Origin of the sequence: Croceibacterium atlanticum (genome assembly GCF_001008165.2) — a bacterium.
Taxonomy (GTDB): domain Bacteria; phylum Pseudomonadota; class Alphaproteobacteria; order Sphingomonadales; family Sphingomonadaceae; genus Croceibacterium_C; species Croceibacterium_C atlanticum.
On the sequence record NZ_CP011452.2, the window covers coordinates 2,833,988 to 2,855,302 of the forward strand.

20 protein-coding genes are annotated in these 21,315 nt (G+C 59.9%); 12 read left to right on the plus strand and 8 right to left on the minus strand.

Going from position 1 to position 21,315, the window contains the following annotated elements; translation table 11 throughout:
- Positions 1–10 precede the first annotated feature (10 nt).
- The 4 genes from WYH_RS13395 to WYH_RS17195 form a co-directional block, all read right to left on the minus strand.
- Entirely contained in the window at positions 11–229 is a 219-nt protein-coding gene (locus WYH_RS13395; RefSeq protein ID WP_046904230.1) for a hypothetical protein, read from the minus strand.
- The gene (locus WYH_RS13400) at positions 226–1,203 is read right to left on the minus strand and encodes an ArdC family protein (RefSeq protein WP_046904231.1); all 978 of its coding nucleotides are present in this window, start codon (positions 1,201–1,203) and stop codon (positions 226–228) included. The genes WYH_RS13395 and WYH_RS13400 overlap by 4 nt, the downstream gene beginning before the upstream one ends.
- Positions 1,204–1,890: 687 nt before the next feature.
- Complete coding sequence (locus WYH_RS13410; RefSeq protein ID WP_046904232.1) at positions 1,891–2,160, minus strand: usg protein; 270 nt, start codon at positions 2,158–2,160, stop codon at positions 1,891–1,893.
- Positions 2,157–2,393, minus strand: coding sequence for a hypothetical protein (locus WYH_RS17195; RefSeq protein WP_082348001.1), 237 nt, complete (start codon positions 2,391–2,393; stop codon positions 2,157–2,159). Before WYH_RS17195 ends, WYH_RS13410 begins: the two co-directional genes overlap by 4 nt.
- 261 nt (positions 2,394–2,654) lie before the next feature.
- On the opposite strand from WYH_RS17195, the gene groES reads away from it, so the two are divergent.
- The 8 genes from groES to htpX all read left to right on the plus strand — a co-directional run bounded on the left by groES (position 2,655) and on the right by htpX (position 12,387).
- Complete coding sequence (groES, locus tag WYH_RS13415) at positions 2,655–2,969, plus strand: co-chaperone GroES (protein ID WP_046904233.1); 315 nt, start codon at positions 2,655–2,657, stop codon at positions 2,967–2,969.
- A gap of 54 nt (positions 2,970–3,023) precedes the next feature.
- The gene (gene groL, locus WYH_RS13420; protein WP_046904234.1) at positions 3,024–4,643 is read left to right on the plus strand and encodes a chaperonin GroEL; all 1,620 of its coding nucleotides are present in this window, start codon (positions 3,024–3,026) and stop codon (positions 4,641–4,643) included.
- A gap of 116 nt (positions 4,644–4,759) precedes the next feature.
- A complete protein-coding gene (locus WYH_RS13425; RefSeq protein WP_082348002.1) occupies positions 4,760–5,854 on the plus strand; it encodes a glycosyltransferase family 4 protein in 1,095 nt (364 codons plus the stop codon).
- A 20-nt stretch (positions 5,855–5,874) separates the two neighbouring features.
- Positions 5,875–8,094, plus strand: a complete 2,220-nt coding sequence (locus tag WYH_RS13430; RefSeq protein WP_046904235.1) for an amylo-alpha-1,6-glucosidase — start codon at positions 5,875–5,877, stop codon at positions 8,092–8,094.
- Between the two features lie 12 nt (positions 8,095–8,106).
- The gene (locus WYH_RS13435; RefSeq protein WP_046904236.1) at positions 8,107–9,522 is read left to right on the plus strand and encodes an alpha,alpha-trehalose-phosphate synthase (UDP-forming); all 1,416 of its coding nucleotides are present in this window, start codon (positions 8,107–8,109) and stop codon (positions 9,520–9,522) included.
- A 414-nt stretch (positions 9,523–9,936) separates the two neighbouring features.
- Complete coding sequence (locus WYH_RS13440) at positions 9,937–10,908, plus strand: YfdX family protein (RefSeq protein WP_053833590.1); 972 nt, start codon at positions 9,937–9,939, stop codon at positions 10,906–10,908.
- Positions 10,901–11,194 (plus strand): hypothetical protein, encoded by a 294-nt coding sequence (locus tag WYH_RS17200; RefSeq protein ID WP_235980033.1) that lies wholly within the window; start codon positions 10,901–10,903, stop codon positions 11,192–11,194. The genes WYH_RS13440 and WYH_RS17200 overlap by 8 nt, the downstream gene beginning before the upstream one ends.
- A gap of 332 nt (positions 11,195–11,526) precedes the next feature.
- A complete protein-coding gene (htpX, locus tag WYH_RS13450) occupies positions 11,527–12,387 on the plus strand; it encodes a zinc metalloprotease HtpX (protein WP_046905187.1) in 861 nt (286 codons plus the stop codon).
- A 75-nt stretch (positions 12,388–12,462) separates the two neighbouring features.
- Here the strand turns inward: htpX and WYH_RS13455 are convergent, their stop codons facing one another.
- Complete coding sequence (locus WYH_RS13455; RefSeq protein ID WP_046904237.1) at positions 12,463–13,683, minus strand: tyrosine-type recombinase/integrase; 1,221 nt, start codon at positions 13,681–13,683, stop codon at positions 12,463–12,465.
- 198 nt (positions 13,684–13,881) lie between these two features.
- Here WYH_RS13455 and WYH_RS13460 point away from each other — a divergent pair, with 198 nt between their 5' ends.
- The gene (locus WYH_RS13460) at positions 13,882–14,853 is read left to right on the plus strand and encodes a PHA/PHB synthase family protein (RefSeq protein ID WP_053833591.1); all 972 of its coding nucleotides are present in this window, start codon (positions 13,882–13,884) and stop codon (positions 14,851–14,853) included.
- 15 nt (positions 14,854–14,868) lie between these two features.
- Here the strand turns inward: WYH_RS13460 and WYH_RS13465 are convergent, their stop codons facing one another.
- From WYH_RS13465 to WYH_RS13475, 3 genes are all read right to left on the minus strand, one after another.
- Positions 14,869–15,111, minus strand: a complete 243-nt coding sequence (locus tag WYH_RS13465; protein ID WP_046904238.1) for a hypothetical protein — start codon at positions 15,109–15,111, stop codon at positions 14,869–14,871.
- 226 nt (positions 15,112–15,337) lie between these two features.
- A complete protein-coding gene (locus WYH_RS13470) occupies positions 15,338–15,880 on the minus strand; it encodes a GNAT family N-acetyltransferase (RefSeq protein ID WP_046904239.1) in 543 nt (180 codons plus the stop codon).
- A 134-nt stretch (positions 15,881–16,014) separates the two neighbouring features.
- Positions 16,015–16,266 (minus strand): hypothetical protein, encoded by a 252-nt coding sequence (locus WYH_RS13475; RefSeq protein WP_046904240.1) that lies wholly within the window; start codon positions 16,264–16,266, stop codon positions 16,015–16,017.
- Positions 16,267–16,488: 222 nt separating this feature from the next.
- On the opposite strand from WYH_RS13475, the gene ku reads away from it, so the two are divergent.
- The 3 genes from ku (at position 16,489) to WYH_RS13490 (ending at position 21,175) form a co-directional block, all read left to right on the plus strand.
- Complete coding sequence (gene ku / locus WYH_RS13480) at positions 16,489–17,325, plus strand: non-homologous end joining protein Ku (RefSeq protein ID WP_046904241.1); 837 nt, start codon at positions 16,489–16,491, stop codon at positions 17,323–17,325.
- Position 17,326: 1 nt separating this feature from the next.
- Positions 17,327–19,849 (plus strand): DNA ligase D, encoded by a 2,523-nt coding sequence (ligD, locus tag WYH_RS13485; protein ID WP_046904242.1) that lies wholly within the window; start codon positions 17,327–17,329, stop codon positions 19,847–19,849.
- Positions 19,850–19,957: 108 nt separating this feature from the next.
- Positions 19,958–21,175, plus strand: coding sequence for a mechanosensitive ion channel family protein (locus tag WYH_RS13490; protein WP_046904243.1), 1,218 nt, complete (start codon positions 19,958–19,960; stop codon positions 21,173–21,175).
- The last annotated feature ends 140 nt before the right edge of the window (positions 21,176–21,315 follow it).

The following is a 21,315-nucleotide window of genomic DNA, read 5'->3' on the forward strand; positions in this document are numbered from 1 at the left end:
CGCCTCCGGTTCAGAACATTTCGAGTTGGTTGCGGGCGTTCGTGTCGAACAGCCCATGATCGGCGGGCCGCTGATCCTTGCGGGGCAGCAACGGCGCATTGGCGAGCACGGCGAGCCGGTCGCCCAACGTCACCGGGGCAACTCCGGGCACCAAGGTCTGGCAACCGGCCTCGGTGTCCTCGGCCTCGAACGCACGGCCACGCGCGGGCCAGTCAGTCTCTCTGCTCACGCCGCCTGCTCCTTGGCGGCAGCGCCGTATTGCAGCAGGAACTCGGCAGCCTTGCTGGCCTGACTGGCGGCCTTGAAGATCGCGCGATTGTCGGCGCGCAGCACTTCGAGCCAGCTGCCGAGATAGTCGGCATGGCGCACCGTTGGTTCGATGCCGAGCGCCGCACAGAGGAACGCGGAGGCCAGTTCCGCAACCAGTTCCTCACGCGCATAGGGAGCTGACCCGAAGCGTCCTGTCTGCTCGCGATCAAGCCGCGAACGGTGGCCGGTCCAGTGGCCCAGCTCGTGCAAGGCGGTGCGGTAATAGTCGATCTGGTGATGAAAGGCCGGTTGTGGCGGCACCATCACGAAATCGGCAGACGGCGAATAGAAAGCCTGCGCCCCGCCAATCCTGAAATCCGCGCCGCTGGCTGCGATCAGGTCTTCGGCAGCGCAGTGCAACTCGCGTTCGGGCAATGGCGCTGGCTCGCTGACCAGCCCAGCGGGCAGGCCGTCGCACTGCGCGGCATTGAATACAGTAAACCGTTTGAGAAACGGGATTGAGCGGACTTCCTCGCCGCTCTCGACCTGCTCGCGCCCATGTCCGTCATCGGCGTCCTTCGGAGTGAAGCGGTCGGCATAGAATATCGTGCGCCCGCGTTCACCCTTGCGAACGCAACCGCCAGCGGCCAGCGCCTGCCGAAAGGTGAGCCAGTCCTGCGAAGGATAGCCGCCCTCGATGACGGCTCCCCACAGAACAAGGATATTGATTCCCGAATAGGGACGCTTGGTCACTGCATTGTGCGGCAGGCCCGGCGCGGCCTTGGCCTTGCTCCATGGCCTAACCCACGGGAATACGCCTTCTTCAAGCTGCCCGATGATCGTCGCTGTGACTTCATCGTAGAGCGAAGCGCGGGAACGCTCCCCGCGCGCGGCGCTGCGCGCCGCCCTTCCACGCCTGCCATCATTCCGAACCTTTGACTTTCCACGCGCCATCGTCGCCTCCCGAACTGCCCAAATCCGCACACCGGCCCCGGAAGGGGCGGGGTGGGCGGTGACAGCGACCAGAAAGGCGCGGGACGGCCAGCCGCACCCGCATGGAGCGAGTGGCTGAATGGTCAGCCAATCCCAAAGGGCTGCAATGGTAATGGAAGACCCGGTTCCGCAGGGCCGGGTTGCGGCTGGCCGGACCGTGCCTAGACGGGAGCGCCGCCCACCCCGCCACTTCCGCGGACCGCACCAACAACGCCGGCGCGTTCGCGCGCCGTCCGCAGCAACCTGTTCTTGCCGCCAATCTCGGCGAGCGGCCAGCGAGCTGCGAAAGGAACGGGAATGCGCACCCTGAATGAAGGCGTAAGCTACGAATTCGAGAACCGGGCGCTCCGGCGGGGCCAGTCGTCGGGGAGGCCGGTTCTTGTGCCAGCGGCAGCCGTAATCAGAGTGGCGTGCGGGGCCCGGAACGAGGATGCCGCGCCCTCAGGAGCGCATCGCCAGATGCGCGGAAATGAGCGCGTCATAAGCCCCGCTCCGATTGACGGGGCGTTGCGGGGTGTCCCCGCAGAAGGGGTAGCCGGAGACAGCGAAGCGGCTACGGCTCAGGGGAAGGCTTTCCCCACCGCATGCTCCACCAGACGTTCTTCCCACGGTTTGCAAATCTCCGGGGAGGCGTAAGACCTCCCCGGCTCAGTCCAGCGAGATTACACCATCGACAGCTTGCCATTCGGCAGGCCGTATCAACTGCTCATGAGCAATCCGGACCGACTGGATCTCCGCCTCGATTTCTCTACGCCAATGGTCGAGAAACCCGAACAGGACCGGAAAATCCGGCGCCGCATCATACTCCTGCCACGCAAAGAGCTGCACAAGCGAAGGATGGTCGGGAAGGAAATAATAGATTTCCGCAGTCGTCAGCCCGTACCCTTCAATTTGGGCAATAAAGGCTCGATCGCTCATTGCACCGTGGGCCGTCCAGATTGAGGCTGGTCGACCAGATGCATGGCCGCGAGTACATCATCGACAGAGACCGGGCTTTCGAGGTCCGGAGGTTTCCGTAACGCCGGATGATCTCTCACGGCATACTGATCGGAGGCCCAGGAGGCCAGGATTGCGCGCTTCACCTCGGGCTCAAGCGAGGGACTGCGAGCGACATCGAAGGGATGAAGGTAGCGTGAGAAAGGTTGCGACATAGGAACTTCCTCCTTTCTGGCTTGTCGCTAGTTGCTCACTGCGGATCGCTCCGCCCGCAATATTTTGGACTTCGCGCATCGCTCGTCAAGATGCTGAGAAGAGGCACCAATATTGGCGTTTGGCACTTGGCCCAATCGAGTGCCAAAAAATTCCTTCGGACCTCTTGAAGCCGTTTTTCCCCAAAACTAGATCGCGCGAGTCTCCTGCCGAAAGCGGGGGAGGCGCCTTTAGTCATATCGCTTGTACAATGGAGGTTATGCATGCATTTCCGCCCCTTGCACGATCGTGTGCTGGTTCGCCGCATCGAAGCGGAAGAGAAAACCGCAGGCGGCATTATCATCCCTGACACCGCGAAGGAGAAACCGACGGAGGGCGAAGTTGTCGCCGTCGGGTCCGGCGCGCGCGATGAAACCGGCAAGCTGGTCGAACTCGATGTCAAAGCCGGCGATCACATTCTGTTCGGAAAGTGGTCCGGCACCGAAGTGCGGATCGAAGGCGAAGATCTGCTCATCATGAAGGAGAACGACATCCTGGGCATTATCGAGCACACCGCCGAGCTCAAGAAAGCGGCGTAATCGAGAAAGCCCGATCTTCAGTTCAACCGAAGGAAGAGAAAGGAGCAGGCCAAAATGGCTGCAAAGGAAGTAAAATTTGCGTCGGACGCGCGTGATCGCATGCTCCGCGGCGTGGATACGCTTGCAAATGCGGTCAAGGTTACTCTCGGCCCCAAGGGCCGCAACGTGGTGATCGAAAAGAGCTTCGGTGCTCCCCGCATCACCAAGGACGGCGTGACCGTCGCCAAGGAAATCGAACTAAAGGACAAGTTCGAGAACATGGGCGCCCAGATGCTGCGCGAAGTGGCCAGCAAGCAGAACGACAAGGCAGGTGACGGTACCACGACCGCTACGGTCCTGGCACAGGCCATCGTGCGCGAAGGCGCCAAGGCCGTGGCCGCCGGCATGAACCCGATGGACCTCAAGCGCGGTATCGACACGGCCGTCAATGCGGTCGTCCAGGATCTGGAAAGCCACGCCAAGCAGGTCTCAGCCAATAGCGAGATCGCGCAGATCGCGACGATTTCCGCCAATGGCGATGCCGAAGTCGGCCGCATCCTTGCCGAAGCGATGGAAAAGGTCGGCAATGAAGGGGTCATTACGGTCGAGGAGGCCAAGAGCCTCGAAACCGAACTCGAAACCGTCGAGGGTATGCAGTTCGATCGCGGTTACCTCTCGCCTTACTTCGTGACCAATGCAGAAAAGCTGAAGGTGGAGCTCGAGGATCCCTATATCCTGATCCACGAGAAGAAGCTGTCGAACCTCCAGGCGCTGCTGCCGGTCCTTGAGCAGGTCGTGCAGTCGAGCCGTCCGCTCCTCATCATTGCCGAAGATGTCGAAGGTGAGGCCCTGGCCACGCTTGTCGTCAACAAGCTGCGCGGCGGCCTCAAGGTGGCTGCTGTCAAGGCGCCCGGCTTCGGTGATCGCCGCAAGGCCATGCTCGAGGATATCGCCATCCTCACGGCAGGCAACGTGGTCAGCGAGGAGCTTGGCACCAAGCTCGAGAACGTCACGCTCGGCATGCTGGGCCGCGCCAAGAAGGTCATCATTGACAAGGACAACACGACCATTGTCGATGGCGCCGGCAAACGCGCGGACATCGATGCGCGCGTCAGCCAGATTCGGGCGCAGATCGAGACCACGACCAGCGATTACGACCGTGAGAAGCTGCACGAGCGGGTGGCGAAGCTCGCCGGCGGTGTCGCCGTCATTCGTGTCGGCGGCGCAACCGAGGTCGAGGTCAAGGAGCGCAAGGACCGTGTCGACGATGCGCTGCACGCGACCCGCGCCGCGGTCGAGGAAGGCATCCTGCCGGGTGGCGGCATTGCCCTGCTGCGTTCGCTCAAGGCCCTCGACGGTCTCAAGGCAGCGAATGACGACCAGCAGTCGGGCATTGACATCGTCCGCCGCGCGCTGCGGGCCCCGGCACGGCAGATCGCGGACAATGCTGGCGAGGATGGCGCTTACATCGTCGGCAAGCTGCTCGAAAGCGATGACTATAACCAGGGCTTCAACGCCGCGACCGGCGAATACGAGGATCTGGTGAAGTCCGGTGTCATCGACCCGGCCAAGGTCGTCCGCACCGCGCTCCAGGATGCAGCGTCAGTCGCCTCGCTGCTTATTACCACCGAGGCACTGGTCGCTGAACTGCCGAAGGAAGACACGCCTGCTCCCATGCCGGCGATGGATTTCTAATACGGCAGCTGGCCCCGGCGTGAGCGCCGGGGCCCTTCACACTCTTTCTGGTTCCAATCGGCATGCGGGGAGCTGGGCAATTCTCCCTGCCTGCTCCGTGCATGGAGGATTGAAACATGAAGATTGCCCAGATTGCTCCGATCGCGGAAAGCGTACCGCCGCGCCTTTATGGAGGCACGGAAAGGATTGTTTCCTACCTGACCGAAGAACTGGTCCGCCAGGGCCATGATGTAACGCTATTCGCCAGCGGGGACTCAACGACCGCAGCGGAACTGGTTCCGATTACGGAGACCGCGCTCCGCCTCAATCCGTTGATTGTCGATGCCATTCCTCATCACATGATCCTGCTTGATGAGGTTGCGAGGCGGGCCCACGAGTTCGATGTTCTCCACTTCCATATCGACCTGTTGCATGCGCCGTTGACCCGCAGTTTTGCGAACAAGACGCTGACGACCCTTCACGGTCGTTTGGATCTTCCCGATCTTCAGCCCTTCTATCGCCGCTTCTCGGATATGCCGTTGGTGTCCATCTCGGACCACCAGCGTCAACCGATGCCGCCCGTCAACTGGGCGGGCACCGTCTACCACGGGCTTCCGCGCGATCTCTTGCCGGCCACACTGGAAGCGAAGGGAGACTATCTTGCCTTTCTCGGTCGCATTTCTCCTGAAAAGCGCCCCGACAGGGCAATTGAGATCGCTGCTCGTTCCGGCATGCCGCTCAGGATCGCCGCCAAGGTGGACAAGGCCGATCAGACATACTGGGATGAAATGATCGCTCCGATGATCGCGGCCAATCCCAATGTCGAATTCATCGGGGAGATCGACGAACATCAGAAGGCGGAATTTCTGGGCAAGGCCCGTGCACTTCTGTTTCCAATCGACTGGCCCGAACCTTTTGGCCTGGTGATGATCGAGGCGATGGCCTGCGGTACGCCCGTCATCGCCTTTCGTTGCGGTTCCGTACCGGAAGTGATCGACGAAGGGGTTTCAGGTTACATTGTCACCGATGTGGACGAGGCGGTCCAGGCCGTGCAGCGGCTTAACGCGCTGGACCGTGCGGCCGTGCGAACGGCATTTGAAGCACGTTTCTCGGTCGAACGGATGGCCCAAGACTATGTGAAAATCTACAAGTCACTGCACAGAGGATATCTGGATGGCCTGGATGTCGACAGGTTAGTTGAAGCAGATCCGACACTCGAAAGTGAAGCCTGATTCAGGCGAGGGGAAGCGAGATGGATATGGCCGTAGCTGGTTCAGATTCTGCCCGGGCGACAGAGCCCAATGGCATCGCGAAAGCACCAACCCAGTTCTTCGTTCCGGCAACTGCCTCGTTGCATGAACGAAGACCGCGTACGCTCAAGCACGGCGACACGTTCGCGGTGTTCGATCACAGTGGCGATGCCATCAGCGGCCATGGAAGTCCGGAAGGGCTGTATCACCGGGATACACGCCATCTCTCGCATTTCTATCTGACACTCATGGGCGGAGTGCGGCCGATTCTTCTCAGTTCCGCATTGAGAGACGACAATGCGACGTTGACCTGTGATCTCACGAATCCGGATATCCACGATGAGGGCGGCGAATGCGTCATGCGGAATGACCTCGTCCACATCCGCAGGACGCGCTTCCTCTGGAACGGCGTCGCATATGAACGGCTGTCACTCTTCAACTACGACGATCAGCCGCATCGATTGTCAGTGGAGATCGGTTACGCCGCTGATTTCGCCGATCTGTTCGAGGTGCGCGGCACGGTTCGCCCAAAGCGCGGAGAGCGATGCTCTCCGGTGTTCGGTGATGACCATGTGGTGCTGAGCTATATTGGCCGCGACAATCTGACGCGTCATACCACTCTGAGGTTTTCACCGCAGCCACAGGTTATCAGCCACGATCAGGCTGTCTTCTCATTCGAATTGGGGGCAGGCGAGCGGCAATCCATTCTTATTGAGGTGCATTGCGGGGAAGCGGATCTGAACCAGGATCTGCGTACCTCTTTCATACACTCGTTCCGGGCTGCAAGGAGGGCGTTGCGCGCATCTTCCTCGCGGGCTGCCGCAGTCGCATCATCCAATGAGATTTTCAATCAGGCGCTTCGCCGCTGTGTGGCGGACATCTACATGCTTGTCACAGACACGGAGCATGGCCCCTATCCATACGCCGGCATTCCCTGGTTCAGCACGATCTTCGGGCGCGACGCGCTTATTACAGCGTTGGAAACGCTGTGGATCGATCCGGAGATCGCTCGCGGTGTTCTGTCCTATCTCGCGGCGAAACAGGCAAAGGAATTCGATGCGGCCGCCGATGCAGAACCTGGCAAGATCCTCCATGAGGTTCGCCGCGGTGAAATGGCGGAATTGGGAGAAGTGCCGTTCCGCCACTACTACGGCAGCATCGATTCCACCCCCCTCTTTGTCATCCTGGCCGGCGCATACCTTCAGCGTACAGATGACGTCGAATTCGCCCGAGCTATCTGGCCGAATGTCGAAGCCGCCCTGCGTTGGATCCAGGACCATGGCGACCGGGATGGCGACGGCTATGTCGAATATGGCCGACACACGCAGGAAGGGCTGGCCAACCAGGGCTGGAAAGACAGTTACGACTCTGTTTTCCATGCAGATGGTCGCCTGGCAGCTGGACCGATCGCGCTCGCTGAAGTGCAAGCCTATGTCTATGGAGCGTGGGAAGCCGGGGCCGCGATGCTTGATCGACTGGGTAACGCCAAGGAGGCCCAGTCGCTGAAAATGCGGGCCGAGGCGTTACGCGAGCGGTTCGACCGCGACTTCTATGACGAGGATCTCCGTACATACGTTATTGCACTGGATGGAGAGAAACGGCCCTGCCGGGTTCGTTCGTCCAATGCAGGACACGTTCTCTTTACCGGGCTTGCCAAGCCCGAGCGCGCCGCTGCCGTCGTCGAGACGTTGATGTCGCCTTCCAGTTTTTCCGGCTGGGGCATTCGTACGATTGCCACCACCGAAGCCCGATACAATCCCATGAGTTATCATAATGGTTCGATCTGGCCACATGACAACGCGTTGATTGCGGCGGGCTTCTCCCGTTATGGATTCCGGCTGGAGGCTTCGATGATTTTCGAGGCCTTGATGGGCGCTTCAACTTATGTCGACCTCCGCCGTCTTCCGGAGTTGTTCTGCGGCTTCCCCCGTCGTCCGGTACAGGGTCCGACCTTTTATCCGGTGGCCTGCATTCCGCAGGCATGGTCCGCGGCCGCACCGCTCTTCCTGATTCAAGCGAGTCTCGGCCTCAGTTTCGATGCGAAGGCCGAACACATCATTTTCAGCGAACCTGTTTTGCCGAACTTTCTGGATGAACTCCACATTCGCCACGTTCGCGCCGGCGATGGACATGCCGACATCATGTTGAGGCGCTCGGGGGAGAAGGTTCTGGTCGATGTTCTGGATCGTACGGGCGACGTGCGAGTTCTGTCGATGGTCTGATGAGGAAGAGCCATGGAACGACTGATCGTCATTTCTAGTCTCGTTCATGCCTTGGCTGAAGGCGAAGCCGAAGCGCATGGAGGTGGCCTGCCGCAGCCAATTGTATCGGCAATGGCAGGTCGGAATGCGCTGTGGTTTGGCTGGTCCGGCAAAGTCACCGAACGCTTTACCGGTTCGTTGAAACTCGAATGCTGCGACGGGATGCGGATGGCGAGTGTCGATCTGGACGCCGCCGATATTGATGAGTTCGTGAATGGGTATGCCAACCGGACATTGTGGCCGATGCTCCACGGCCGTACCGATCTTGCGGAATTCGAACGTCATTTTACGGACGGCTATGAGCGGGGCAATTCCCGTTTGGCCCGGTCAATTATGCCCTTAATCGAGGAGGACCACCTTGTCTGGGTGCACGATTATCCCTTGTTCCTGGTCGCAAACGAACTGCGCGCGTTGGGGTGCGACAACAGGATCGGCTTCTTCCTGCACACGCCCTGGCCGCACCGTTCGATACTGACCGCTCTGCCGGACCATGCCAGGATGGTTCAAGCCTTGCTGTGCTATGACGTGATCGGCTTTCAAACGGAAGATTACCGACAGGCCTTTCTCGATTATCTCGAGAGCGAACTCGGCATCTCTCCGATTGAGGATGACCTGATCGAATTCGAAGGCCGCTGTATCAGGGTTCTCGCTCTGCCCGTTGGTATTGATGCAGCCGAATATCGAGATTTGCTGGCCAGCCCCGAGGCACGGGCCAGCCATCAGGCTTCCATGGAAAGCGCGAATGGCAGGAGCATGATCGCCGGAGTCGATCGGCTGGACTTTTCAAAAGGGCTACCGCAGCGTTTTGCCGGTTATGACCGTTTCCTCTCCGCGCGGCCCGATATGCAGGAGCAGATCTTCCTGCTCCAGATCGCACCGCCCGCGCGCAATGACATTCCGTGCTACAGTCATATCCGCGAAGAACTCGAAGCTCTTTCAGGCCGCATCAACGGCAAACATGCGACCTCGAACTGGGTGCCGATCCGCTATGTGAACCGTGAGCACAGCAGGCAGCAACTTGCGGGAATCTTCCGGGCGGCCCGGATCGGGCTCGTGACTCCGCTTCAGGACGGCATGAACCTCGTGGCGAAGGAGTTCGTCGCGGCACAGGATCCTGAAAATCCCGGAGTGCTTATTCTGTCGAAATTCACCGGAGCGGCGGCTCAGCTGAAAGAGGCGCTCACCATCAATCCATTCAGCGCTGACGAATTGGCGGAAGCAATCGAACAGGCGCTCAAGATGCCGGTCGCAGAGCGCAAGCGTCGCTGGCGCTCGCTATACGACATCGTGAACCGGGAAGATGCGGCTTGGTGGTGTGACAGTTTTCTCCAGCGACTGCGCGGCTCATCCGAAATCGAAAGGCCGGTGCTCTTGTCGCAAGCGGCATAGGAGCAATTCAGGCGTTCTTGCAGGGCCTGTCCAAAAGTCATGTCTTCACGCCAGATCGGGTGCGGACCCGAGAAGCCTGCCTTCGCGGGTCATAAAAGCGCGCTTCGTCCGACAGGATGAAGAGATTGCGAGAGCAGAACGCCAATGCAGGAGGCACTGATTCAGATCAGTGCGCCGTCTACCACCTGATGGAAGAAGAGCTTCATGGATGGAGAGCTCTTACACCTTGTCTCTCTCAGCGGATGGGCTGCCAGCGCTCGCTTGTGGCGGTCCCGTAACTCCGATCGGAAAGCCGGATCGGCTGCCTGCCTTACGCAAATTAGCGTCCGCCAATTCGAGGCGTCGGCATGATCTTCATGCCGCTGGAAATGAAGGCCGGCCCAGTCTGGAAATTGCCTTAGGGAAGGAAGCACGATGGATCAGAATAAGAAGTGCCGCAGATCACGGGTACTCAATCGGGTCTCGGTCAGAGGTCTCTATGCTGCGTTGCTCCTCGGCGTATCCGTCAGCGCAAGCGCTCAGGAAAGCGACAAGGAATCTACAGCCCCGCCGAGCCAAGCGGAGGCGACAGAAGCAGTTGGAGCATCTGTTGGCGAGAAAGCAGGTGATGAAGTCACCAAGAAGCGCGCCGAACTTCTTTCCGAAGCTGTGGAGGCGCTCCAGCAGACCAAACTTGCGATCGAGCATCTGGACAAGCAAGACGGAAAGAAAGCGCTGGATGCCCTCGCGACAGCTACGGGCAGGCTCGACATAATCTTGGCTCGGGATCCGGGCCTTGCGCTGGCGCCCGTCGATGTCGTGACCAGCCGCACAGACATCATCGCGACAGTCGCCGACGTCAGGAAAATCCGGGACAGAATTGAAGCGCTCGTGAAGGAGGGGCGTCTGCAGGACGCGCGAGTGTTGATGGAAACCTTCGCCAGCGAGATTCGGATCCACACCACCAATATTCCCCTCGCAACATATCCTGCTGCCATCAGAGAGGCTGCTCGTCTCATCGATCAAGGCAAGTTGGCTGAGGCTAAATCCGCCCTCAACACTGCTTTATCGACCCTGGTGATCGAGGAAGAGGTTCTGCCGCTTCCGCTTTTGCGTGCTCAGGCGATGCTGAGTGCCGCAGAGAAACAGCTGCAAGACGGCTCTGCGAAGGCGGCGGACGAAGAGTCGGAGAAATCGCAAATCGACCCCACCATCTTCATCGACAATGCCTCGTATCAGGTGGAGCTCGCGAGGGCTCTGACATACGGCAATGACAGCCTTTATGAGAAGCTTGCTCGGGACATAGAGGATTTGAAGAAAAAAGTCTCCGCCAAGAACGAATCGAGGGATCTGTTTGAAGCAATAGATAAGCAGATCGATAATCTCGAAACGACAGTTAATGATTGACCAGAAGGAGGCGGAATTGTCCGACAAACCCTTCCTTGAAACTGTTCCCAGAAAGCTTCCCTGGATACTGGCAGCTTTGCTGGCGATCGCTCTCCTCGTTTGGTTCATTGGCCCGTTTGGCCAGGAAGAGGAAAAGGAGGTAACCTATGTTCCTGGCGCTAAGGATATCAGCGGTGGGGAATTGATAGTAACCGAACCTGATCCCCTTGCAGTACCGGTGGAGCTGCCCAAGACGCCAATGACGCCTGTTCCACCTGAAAAGGCAGAGGCAGCTTCAGAACAATAACCGCGCCTCTCACTCTGCCGTTCCCCGATCCGCACTTTAGCCTCGCACTGACCTTTCACGTACTGGGTTGCCCGATATCGTGGTGGAGGCGCGGTTCTGGATGGCCTGGTACAAGCGACTTTCGCAGGCTCCATCAAGGCCACATATACGTTCAAACCCTGCGTCGAATGGCGCGCGTATGAGAGTGTCGCATTATGCGCGCAGGGCGGAGTTACGCGGCGCGCGGACACGCTGCATTTCGCCGAATTTTCGGGTTCACCAGGAATTGAAACAGGTCGTCCTTCACCTAAATCAGTGCAGAATAACAGGTTGGAGGACTCACAGTGAACACGATGAAGACATTCATTCTGCTCGCTGCCTTGACCGCGCTTTTCATGGGCCTCGGCTACATGATCGGCGGCTCCAGCGGCGCATTGATCGCGCTCGTACTGGCGGCGGCGATGAACTTTTTCACATACTGGAATGCGGACAAAATCGTATTGTCCATGCACAGGGCTCGCGAAGTGAACGCCACCAGCGCCCCTGAATTCTATGGAATGGTTCGTGAGCTCGCGATCCGGGCCGGTTTGCCGGTTCCAAAAGTCTATATTATCGATAGCCCTCATCCGAACGCCTTTGCGACCGGACGCGATCCCCGCCACGCTGCGGTTGCAGCAACGACGGGTCTCTTGCGCATGCTTTCGCACGAAGAGATCGCAGCCGTGATGGCGCATGAGTTAGGTCACATCCGCAATCGCGATACGCTGATTATGACGATGGTAGCTACGATCGCCGGCGCCATCTCCATGATCGCTAATTTTGGCTTTTTCTTCAGCAATGACAACAGGTCCAATCCCTTGGCGCTGCTCGCAGCAGTCGTGGTCGCACCATTTGCGGCGATGATTGTGCAGATGGCTATAAGCCGTACTCGGGAATTTGGTGCTGACCGTGCCGGTGCGGAGATTTGCGGCAATCCTGCGGCCCTGGCTTCGGCTCTGAGGAAAATCGCCTCCCCGGCCCAGAGGATTCCTAACCCGGTTTCCGAACGCAATCCCGCAGCGGCACAACTCTACATCGTGCCAACGCACGTTTCAGAGCTGTTCTCGACGCATCCGGCGACCGAAAGGCGAATTGCTGCTTTGGAGGCTATGCGGGGCCAACAAACAAACCGAGTGAGGCGCCCCAATGCGATTGGGCGGCTTGGACGATGCTGAATAGTCAGTAGCCGAGGTTGCGCGCCGTCGGTGTTCGTCAGGGATCAATAGCCCGACAAACCGGCGGCGCGAAACCTAGGGGTGCTTTGGTTTTTCCATCTTTGCTAGCAACCCAGCAATATGTTCGTTCCAACAGCGCAGCGCTTCGCGCTTTTCATCTTTCCAGTCGTGACGCTGATAAATCCCTGCGACGCCAGCCCGTGATCCGCTAACGTGGTTCAGAACTGCTTCCGTGACTTCAAAGCGCACACCGAGTCTTTGAAAGCCCGTTGCCAATGTGCGCCGAAGGTCATGTAGGCGCCACGGCGGCATAGGATCACCGCCATCTTTCTCCAAAAGATGGTCCAGCTTCAACTTTCCCTTATGATAGCCGGTGAACGGACCGCCGGTAGACGTTGGGAAAACCTTGCCGCGTCGGGGCCAATTTTTCCCTCCTGCGACACCATCCAGAACAGCTACCGCGAGATCGTTGAGGGGAACGCTGTTTGGCTCTCCATTTTTCGTCCTTTCCCCCCTTAGCGTCCACATGCGCTCGGCTCTATCCAGCTCTTCCCAGGTAAGCCCCGCCACTTCCTCGCGACGTTGGCCCGTCGTGATGAGCAGGCGCACGATCGGCCCGAAGCAGTGATGCGTTTTAGGGGCTTGCTTCCATATCCGGGGAAGCTCCTCATCGGACAACCAGCGGTCCCTAGGCTTGACAGGAGGCGGTGTCTCCATGCCCTCCATCGGGCTACGTTCAATATCACCTCTGCTAACAGCCCAGCGGAACATGCGTCTCAAAACCGCGAAGACGTTGCGCTTGTTGGCAACTTGCTCAGCGGGCATTCGATCGAACACCGCCACGATGTCCGCTCGCGTAATGTGAGGCAGGGGCTTGTTGCTCAAGACCGGCTTTGCATGAAGCCGGAACGAACGCTTCACGAGAGTTATCCATCCCTTGCCCGTACATGATTGTGCGAACCGGTCGGCATAGTTGTCGAAGGCGAGATCGACGGCTTCCCGGCGTCGTTGTTTCTCCGCTTCGGTAGGGTCGGTGCCTTGCGCAATGAGCAAACTGAGCCGTTCAGCTTCAGCTCTTGCCGTAGTGGGTGTCCAAGGAGAACCATGTCCGCCGATCGTATACCGGCGTGTCTTGGATTCTCGCCCACCCATTCGATATTGCAGGATGTAGGATGCCGCACCGGATGAAGTGACTTTCATCCCGAAGCCTTTGATATCCTCGTCCCATAAGAAGCCGGCAACGCCAGCCGAACGCATCGCATCGACCGCGCGCTTACCTATTCTTCCTGTAGCCATTTTCGAGCCTCCTGCAGGTGCTTTCCAGCAATCACCCAGCAATCACCGAAGCGGAAAAAGCCGCCAAGAGACTGCTAGTGTAGCGCAGTAAGGCTTAGAAAAAAGGTCGAAAAATCAACGCTATACTACGCCCCAGTGCGCTTCCAGCGAAAATACCACATTCTCGATCTCTCGCCGCAAAACTCCCTGGTCAGGTTCATGGTCGATCAGGGTTATACTGTTTTCGCGATTTCCTGGCGCAATCCGGGGCCGGAACAGCGCAATCTGGACATGGAATCCTATCGCCGCGACGGCGTGATGCGCGCCGTGGAAGCGGTGACCGACATCACCGGCGCCGAAAGCGTCCATGCTTGCGGCTATTGCCTGGGCGGCACGTTGCTGGCCATCGCCGCCGCCGCTGCCGCGCGGGATGGGGACAAGCGCTTCCATTCGCTGACATTCCTCGCCGCGCAGACCGATTTTTCCGAACCGGGCGAAATCGGGCTGTTCATTGACGAGGCGCAGGTCCGCTTTCTCGAAAACCAAATGTGGCAGCAGGGCTATCTCGACAGTTCGCAGATGGGCGGCGCCTTCCAGATGCTCCGTTCCGCCGATCTGGTCTGGTCGCGCGGAGTGCAGGATTACCTGCTGGGGGAACGGGCGCCGGTTAACGACCTGATGGCCTGGAATGCGGATGGCACCCGTATGCCCTATGCGATGCACAGCCAGTATCTGCGCCAGCTATTCCTCGAAAACGCGCTGGCCAGGGATCGCTTCCGCGTGGGCGGCTCCACCATCTCGCTGGAGGAGATTTCGGCGCCGTCCTATGTGCTGGGCACTGAAAAGGATCATGTCGCGCCGTGGCATTCCGTGTGGAAGATCCATACGCTGACCGATTGCGACCTGCGTTTCGTGCTGACCAGCGGCGGGCATAATGGCGGCATCGTTTCTCCGCCGGGTCACCCGCATCGCCATTATCGCGGCCTGACCCGCAATGGCGGCAAACGCCACGCCGATCCCGATGCCTGGCTGGCCAGTGCCGAAGTGACTGAGGGCAGCTGGTGGACCGACTGGGCCAGATGGCTGGACCAGCATTCGGGCGAACCGGTTGCGGCGCGCAAGCCGGGCAATGCTCGCAAGGGCTATCCCGCGCTGGAAGATGCGCCCGGCCGCTACGTGCTCAAGCACTGACCCGCCGGGACGCTTTCAGGCGAAAAGGTCCTGTTCTGCCTCAGCGGCGATTGGATCGGGTATTTCCAATTGCCAGCGTGCTTCATGTGCATGTGGCGGGAAGGCCGAACCCATGCAGAAATGGGCGCAGAAACGTGCCCATTCTTCCTGCCATCCATGGATAGCCCGCGCATATTCCCAGGGGATGGAGGCAAGATCGAGAAAAGTGCTGACCGTGCGTTCAAAATCGGGAACGCCCGGCGTTGCAGTACAGGCCATGGAAGCTCTCCGCGCAATTATTGGCGATCGGTTGCTTTTGCCCATTCTACGGCAGGCGGTTGGCCTGTCCGTTACGTAAACTACCCGATATAATTGATGCGAGGGGGCCTTCTAACCTTACTGCCTCCACCCCCCCGGAAGGTTCCGGAGGAAAGGGGCGGGCGGCAGCGATGTCTGGGGAGGCGTTTGCCGCCCGGTTCCCTTCCGGGCGGGTCAAACCCGCCGGTCAATCCAGCGTCAGATCTGCTTCGACAATTACCAGCGAAGGATCGCCATCGAAGTCGCGCGCAAAAAAGCCGAGCGCCTGTTCCACTTCCAGCGCCTTGTGATTGGCGCGATCTTCTATCGAACGCAGTTTCTTGATCCCGCGTTCACGGGCCAGGTCCGCCGCGTGGCGCAGCAGCGCCCAGCCGGCACCCTTGTCCGTATATTCCTGAGCGACGGCAATCGCCACTTCGGCGGTTTCCATGTGATCATCGGCCAGAACCATCAGGCTGGCCGCCAGTTCGCCATTCGCCGTATCATAAGCCAGCACATGTTCGCTGTGCCGATGGTCCACTTCCAGCATGGAGGCGATCTGTTGTTCGCTGACCGTGCCGCTGAAGAAACGGAAGCGCAGGTCTTCCGGGCTGACGCGTTTGAACAGGCCGGTCAGCACTTCGCCATCATCCGGCGTGACCGGGCGCAATTGCAGGGTGATCCCGCTGCGCGTTTCCAGGATCAGGCCCGGCGTATCGCCCAGCGTCGAATCGAGTGATTTTCCGGTCATGTCTGCAGCACCTCCCATGGTTTCTGGCGCCATTATTGCCTGCCGGTACTTAACCTATCGCGGCAAGGAGGGGTAGGGCATGGCGGGGCCGAAGCGTCGCCTGCGGCCAGAACCCGGCCATGACCAAGGCCGGATCAGGCCGCTGTGAAATGTTCGACTATCGCGTGTTCCAGCGGATCGGTGAAGCGGATCGCCAGACGGCTCTCTGCCGATGCCTCGGTCTGGCCGCCAAAGGGGCCGAGGCCGCCGATCCAGAACTGGACCTTGCTGCCGATCACATTGCCAGTTGCACTTTCGGCGGTTTCGCAGCTTTCGCGGGACAAGCCGACCACGACGACCTGACGGGAAAGCTCCTGCCCGTCCACATAAACACCCAGAGCCTGCATTGCACATCCAACCCTAACGGCGCGCCTGTCCCCATTGGGCCCGGCGTGCTTCTGATTTAACCACAGTTACAGGCGGTTCGGCGGCAAACCGTTCCCGCGGGAAGGAAAAATAATCCGGAAAGGCGTCAGTTGTGCGACAGTCGGGGACGGTTTGCCGATGGCTGGAAACGACCCGCCGAAACCTCCGGCCGCTTCGCGTGTTGGACTCGCGGAGGTATCCACATGGCAGCACGTGCCTATTGGCAAGGACAGATCAGGCTGGCGCTGGTTTCGATTCCGGTCGAAATCTATGCCGCGACCAAATCCGGCGCGAAAATATCCTTCCGCCAGATTCATGAACCCAGCGGCAAGCCGATTTCCTATGAAAAAGTGGCGCAGGGCGTGGGCCCGGTCGACCGCGACGAAATCCTGAAAGGCTATGAAGTCTCCAAGGGAAATTACGTCCTGCTGGAGGATGAGGAGATCGAGCAGGTCCGGTTGGAGAGCAGGAAGACGCTCGAACTCGTCCAATTCGTCGATAATGACGAGATCGATCCGCTCTATTTCGAAAAGCCTTATTACGTGGCCCCGGCCGACGAATTGGCTGAAGAAGCCTATGTCGTCCTGCGCGAGGCATTGCGTAAGGCGAAAAAGGTCGCGTTGGGGCAGCTATCCGTGCGCGGGCGGGAGAAGCTGGTGGCGATCAAGCCTTGCGGCAAGGGGTTGTTGCTGGAAACGCTGCGCTATGCCGACGAAGTGCGCGAAGGGCAGCAATTCTTCGACGATGTGGGCGATGACAAACCGGACAAGGAATTGCTCGATCTTGCCACCACGCTGATCGACAAGAAATCCGCCCCCTTCGATGCCGGCGAATATCATGATCGCTATGCAGACGCGCTGAAGAAGCTGGTCGAGAAGAAGGCCAGGGCCAAGGGCGGCAAACTGGTGGAGGGCGTGGAAGAACCGGCCGAGGGCGGATCCGGCGGCAATGTCATCGATCTGATGGCCGCGCTGAAGAAGTCCGTCGGGGAAGAGAAGCCGGCAAAGAAATCGTCCGCCAAATCCCGCAAGCGGGCCTGACATGGCGCGCGGCAAATCCGATCCGCTGGCGGAATATAACCGGCGGCGCGATTTTTCCCGAACGGCGGAACCTGCCGGGAAGATGGGGCAGAGTAACGGCAAGCGCCGCTTCATCGTGCAGAAGCACGACGCCTCCCGCCTGCATTGGGATTTCCGGCTGGAAGTGGACGGCGTGCTGAAAAGCTGGGCCGTGACCAAGGGCCCTTCGGCCGATCCCGATATCAAGCGGCTGGCCGTGCGGACGGAAGATCATCCGCTGGCATATGCCGAGTTTGAAGGCACGATCCCGGAACAGGAATATGGCGGCGGCACCGTTATGCTGTGGGACCGGGGCACGTGGGAACCGATTGAAGGCAAGAAGGCGGAAGATCTGGAAGAAGGGCATCTCCATTTCATCCTCCATGGCGAGCGGATGAAGGGGGAATGGCTGCTGGTCCGCATGAAACCGCGCAAGGGCGAGAAACGCGAGAACTGGCTGCTGCGCAAGATCGACGATGATTATGCGGAGGGCGGCGACAAGCTGATCGACACATGCCTGACCAGTGTCCTGACCGGGCGGCCCATGGCGGAAATCGCCGCGGACGAGGGTGGGGAGCATTCGCTGAAAGGCAAGAAGGGCGAGGATTTCGCCCAGGAGATGAAGCGGGCCGCCTGCCACAACCGGGGCAAGGCGAAACGCCGTAAATCCACTGCGAAGCCACCCGCTTTTCGCAAGCCGCAACTGGCCACGCTGGTGGATGCCGTGCCTTCCGGCAATGGCTGGATGCATGAAATCAAGTTCGACGGCTATCGCGCGATGGTTTCCGCCAGCGGGGAAAAGGTGGCGGTCTATACACGCAGCGGGAAGGACTGGACGGACAAGTTCGGCCCGCTGGCACAGGCCATCGCCGCGCTGGATCTGCCGCCCTGCCTGATCGACGGTGAGATCGTCGCCTATGACGGCAAGGGCAATCCGGATTTCTCGACGCTGCAGAAACTGCTGAAACGCGGCAAGGGCGGGCAGGGCGCAAGCGACAAGCTGGCCTTCCATGCCTTCGATCTGCTGGAACTGGATGGGGAGGATCTGGCGCCGCTGCCGAATGTGGAACGCAAGGAACGGCTGGAGGCCTTGCTGCGCGATGCCGGGCCCCCGGTCCATGTGGCCGATCACGTGATCGGCGCGGGCGAAAAACTGTATGAGAAAATGTGCGACGCCGGGCAGGAAGGCATCATCTCCAAGAAGATCGACGCGCGCTACACATCCCGCCGGGGCAAGGCCTGGGTGAAGGTCAAATGCACGCGGCGGCAGGAATTCGTGATCATTGGCTGGACGAAAAGCTCTGCCAGGGGGCGCCCCTTCGCATCGCTGGTTCTGGGGCAGTATGAAGACGGCGATCTGACCTACAAGGGCAAGGTCGGCACGGGTTTCGATGCCGACACGCTGGAAGATCTGGCCCGCAAGTTCAAATCGCTGGAGCGCAAGACGCCGCCGGTCGAAACCGACCGGGCCGAAGCGCGCGGCGTGACCTGGCTGACCCCGAAACTGGTGGCCGAAGTGGCCTTTGCCGAATTCACTGCCGAAGGGCGCGTGCGCCATGCCAGTTTCCTCGGCCTTCGCAGCGACAAGAAGGCGAAGGAGGTAAAGCCGGAACGCCCGGCCGATCCGCCTGAGGAAAGCGAGGCGGAGACGGTAAGGATCAGCAGCCGCGATCGTGTCATTTTCCCGGAATCAGGCCAGACCAAGGGTGATCTCGCTGATTACTACGCCCGGATCGCGCCGCTGATGCTGCCTTTCCTTTCGGGCAGGCCCGTCAGCCTGGTGCGCTGCCCGCAGGGGCGGGCGAAGAAATGCTTCTTCCAGAAACACGATACTGGCGGTTTCGGGGACCATGTCCATCACGTTCCGATCAGGGAGAAGGACGGCGGCACGGAGGATTATATCTATGTGGAGGATGCCACGGGCATTCTTGCCTGCGTGCAGATGGGCACGATTGAATTTCACGGCTGGGCCAGCCGCAGCCGCGATGTGGAAGCGCCGGACCGGATGATCTTCGACCTCGATCCCGATGAAGGGCTGGATTTCGAGGATGTAAAAAGCGCCGCCGTCGATATTCGCGATCGGCTGGCCGAAATCGGCCTGACCAGCTTCGCCATGCTTTCGGGCGGGAAGGGCGTGCATGTGATTGCCCCGTTGCGGCCGGGCCATTCGTGGGAAGCGCACAAGGATTTCGCGAAACGCTTTTCCGAGGCGCTGGCCATGGCTGATCCCGATCGCTTCACCGCGACGATGAGCAAGGCCAAGCGCAAGGGAAAGATATTCATAGACTGGCTGCGCAATCAGCGCGGATCGACCGCGGTTGTCCCCTATTCCGCCCGCGCACGCGAAAATGCGCCAATTGCCGCGCCCATCGCCTGGGGCGAATTGAAGAACATGGCCAGCGCGCATGAATTCACCATCGACGATGCGAAGAAATTGCTCACTCGTGCCGGGGGCAAGGGGCTGTCCGGCTGGGGTTTTGCCGATCAATCCCTGCCTGACCTCTAGCAGCGGCTTGTCGCGCGGGTTGTCCCTGCCGGCAAAGTTTGCCATCCGCCGCCGCCACAGCATCAGCAATCACGCCACGAATACGGAGAGGCTCCCGCCAAGCTGAAAATGGAAAGCCTGCAGATCCTCATCGCAGAGCAGCAGCCCTGGTTGCAGGCGCTGATCGGGCTCGCCCTGCTGGCGCTGGCGGCTGCCGCCGTCAATTTCCTGGTCAAGAAGGTTCTGCTGCGCGCAGCCGCGCCATTCCTGGACCGCCGCAGCCTGACGGTGGACAAGGCCGCGGCGCGGCTGGCCAATGTCCTGCCGGCCCTGATTGTGGGCAACGGCATCTATCTGGTGCCCTATCTGCCGGAAGCGCTGGTCAGCGTGGTGCAAAACGTGGCCTCCGCCTTGATCGTGGTCAGTATCGCTTTCGCCATCAGTGGAATGCTCGATTACGTGGACGAGCTTTATCGCCGCCGGCCGGAAGCCCGAAGCCGCCCGATCAAGGGCTATATCCAGTTGCTGAAGATCGTGCTCTTCGCGGGCACGGCCATCCTGGTCATCGCGGCGCTGATGGAACAATCGCCGCTGCTGTTGCTGTCCGGGCTGGGCGCGATGGCCGCGGTGCTGATGCTGGTGTTCAAGGACACGATCCTGTCCCTGGTGGCATCGGTCCAGCTTTCTTCCAACGACATGCTGCGCGTTGGCGACTGGATCGAAATGCCGGAACTGAACGCCGATGGCGATGTGATCGACATCGCCCTGCACACAGTCAAGGTGCAGAACTGGGACAAGACGATCACCACCATCCCGACGTACCGGCTGATTTCCGACAGTTTCAAGAACTGGCGCGGGATGAAGGAATCGGGCGGCCGCCGGATGAAACGGCCGCTGCTGATCGACCAGAACAGTATCCGTTTCCTGCAGCAGGACGAAATCCAGCGATTGCGGCGTTTCAGCCTGCTGGACGATTACCTTGCCCGCAAGGACGAGGAATTGCGCAACTGGAATGAATCTTCCCCCGGTGCGAAGCAGGATCCGGTCAATGCGCGCAAGCTGACCAATATCGGCACCTTCCGCGCCTATGTGATCGCTTATCTCAAGGCGCATGACCGGGTGGACCAGGCAAAGACCATGCTCGTGCGCCAGCTGGACCCCACTCCGGCGGGTCTGCCGCTGGAAGTCTATGCCTTTGCCAATACGACCGAATGGGGCGATTACGAGACGGTGCAATCGGACATTTTCGATCACCTGCTGGCGATCATGCCCGAATTCGGCCTGCGCCTGTTCCAGGAACCGAGCGGGCTGGATTTCCAGAGCCTTTCCGGCGCGGCCCGGCATTAAGCTACGCGGGCCGCATTTGGGCCTGCGCCTTCGATATTCGTCCCGATCCCTCTTTTGCCGGCCCCGGATTGATTCCGGCGGCGTCAGGTTGGACATTGCGCGGGGACAGGCGAAGAGGGCAGGCTATGGCTGAACGGATC